Annotated in this window: 2 protein-coding genes; one reads left to right on the forward strand and one right to left on the reverse strand. The window is 39.0% G+C overall.

The window, feature by feature from the left end:
• Positions 1-130 precede the first annotated feature (130 nt).
• On the forward strand, positions 131-1,072 hold the full coding sequence (locus tag JK188_RS17035; protein WP_211886236.1) for an ATP-grasp fold amidoligase family protein: 942 nt from the start codon (positions 131-133) through the stop codon (positions 1,070-1,072).
• An 81-nt stretch (positions 1,073-1,153) separates the two neighbouring features.
• On the opposite strand, the gene JK188_RS17040 is transcribed toward JK188_RS17035, so the two are convergent.
• Positions 1,154-2,296 carry an MFS transporter gene (locus JK188_RS17040; RefSeq protein ID WP_211886454.1) on the reverse strand — a complete coding sequence of 381 codons (1,143 nt, stop codon included), beginning with the start codon at positions 2,294-2,296 and terminating at the stop codon, positions 1,154-1,156.
• Positions 2,297-2,608 lie beyond the last annotated feature (312 nt).

Below are 2,608 nucleotides of genomic sequence, written 5' to 3' on the forward strand. Positions count from 1 at the left end.
CTTAAGGAACTCTTAATATTAGCGATAATATTACCGTTATCATTTAATCATCATTTAAAAAATGATTAATATAATTCCAATTATAAAAAAATTAATAAAATTTTAATTTATTAAGAATGGTTGTTTGTTTATGAAAAAAACAGAATATTTTCTAAAAAAATTCCGTGCGCTAATCATGAGTGACAAAAGTTATCTCACGAATAAATTTATTAAAAAATTAGGGTATTACCCTAACTTTAATGCGCCGAAAAGCTTTAATGAAAAAGTGAATTTCCGTATGATCCATGACCGAAATCCACTGCATAGTCAATTCGCCGATAAACTCGCGGTGCGTGACTATGTTACGCAGACTATCGGGCAAGAACATATCGTTCCTATTCTCGCCACTTATCAACATGTGGATGAAATTGATATTACGAAACTGCCCCAGCGCTTTGTATTGAAATGCACCCACGACAGCGGCAGCAGTATTATTTGCACCGATAAATCACAGTTTGATTTACAAAAAGCCAAAGACAAGCTGTCATTCCATTTACTCAAAAATCTCTATTACATTACTCGTGAACGCCATTATAAAAATATTCCTGCGCAGATTATTTGCGAGGAATATATCGATTTGTTTGAGCAGAAAAAGAGAAAGCTAGTACCCGAAACCTGCCGCATTCATTGTTTCTCGGGTAAACCCGTTTACGCAGAAATCGATTATACCGACGAAGATGGCACCGAGTTTATCAACCTTTATGATACGGAATGGCAATTGCAGCCGGTCAGTTTTGGTTATCCTCAAATGCTAGAACCGGTCAGTGAACCAACACAATTTAGAGAGATGCTAAGATTAGCTGAAATTTTAGTGACGCCATTCGATTATTGCCGAGCTGACTTTTTAATGGCAGAAAACAAACTCTATTTTAGTGAACTTACCTTCGCACCCAATGCGGGACGTACCGTGATCAGCCCACTCTCTTGGGACTTTAAACTTGGAGAGTTATGGGAGCAGAAAATCACAACGCCAAACATGCTTCATTCACGCAAACCTGAGCTCATACTCGCCAACCTCAATAAGAAAAAATAGCCATAAAAAAACGCGCTACTCATTCAAGATAGCGCGTTTTTTTGTTTTCATTACTAGTGGCGAGCAATTTATCAAGCACGGTCAGTTTGCCAATACACTAGCCTTACGACGTAAACTGGCAATCAACATATAAATTGCTGTCACTAACAGCACAATAAAGAAGAAATTCGTTAGCCCGCTATGTTGTTCTAACAGTGTACCCGCTGCGATAGGTCCCATCGCAGAGCCCACACTATAACTAAATAACATCACTTGGGTCGCTGCCACAATAAATGACGAATCCAAGTTATCACACGCTAAAGTGATCGCTATCGGATACAAGGCAAATGATGACATTCCCAGCAGGGCTAGCGCCACAATCATCACCACATAATCTGATGAGATGTAAATCATGCCCATCGCAAAAACACCTAATAATGAAACCATAGCTAATAATAAGGTTTTGCTCATCATTACTGACAATTTACTGATCACTGGCTGAATTAACATGCCACCCAAAATAATGGATGCCATCAAAACACCAACTTGATCCGTCGTAAAATTATCTTTTTTCAGGGATAGCGGCATTAGCCCATAAATGGTTCCCATCACGATACCGGATACCATACAGCCCATAATGGCTGGCTTACTTAAACGAGTGATCTGCTTAAATGATAATTTTTGATGCAAGCCACTTGCTGGTTGCCCTTGGCGTACCAATAAAGGTGGTAAAACAGCCACTAACAGTAAACCGAGTACCACAATAAAGGGAACAACTCCCTGAGTACCAATCACACCAATAGCAAGCTGCCCGAGTGTTGTTCCCCCATATAATGAGGTCATATAGAAACTCAGTCGTTTTGCTCGCTCTTTTGGGTTATCGCCAATCAGCAACCAAGATTCCACCACCACGAAAATCCCTGCTACCGCAATCCCCGCAATTAAACGGTTTGGTAACCAAGCTTCAATTGTCGGTGTCCAGGGCAGTAAAACAACCGTTGCTGCCAACATTAATAAGAAACTAATAAAGGAGAGACGGTGACCAATTTTTGCGATCACAGGCTCAATCATCATTGAGCCAATTAATAAACCAATATAGTAGGCACTCGCTAACCAGCCTGCATATTGTGTATCAATGCCAAAGCTACCCATTGATAACGGGATCAAGCTCATCAGGTAACCTGAAGCAATAGCAAATAGTGTTAAGCCTGCAACAGGTACAAAGGTATTGTCGCCTTTACGCATTAACATGGTGGACATTTTCACGTCCTACTCTCCAAAAAAATAAGATAAATATTGTGCGCTGCAGACGTCGATAATCACGGCAAAATCATTCATAGAAATGAATATATTTTAGCGACTAGTGCAGTGATGAAATTAAATAGATGAGGCTAATTTGAGCGCAATATAGATCTTTCAAGGCGGGAATGACAATGAGAAAAACTAATGATGACTAGTAAATTTATTTATGTGAGAAAAATCACGTTTTTTTATGCAGTAAAAATCACTAAAAAACCGCCACGAAAACAAATAATTCAATTATTATCAATCTGATAC

The sequence above is a fragment of the Providencia sp. JGM181 genome, assembly GCF_018257375.1.
GTDB classification, from domain to species: domain Bacteria; phylum Pseudomonadota; class Gammaproteobacteria; order Enterobacterales; family Enterobacteriaceae; genus Providencia; species Providencia lanzhouensis.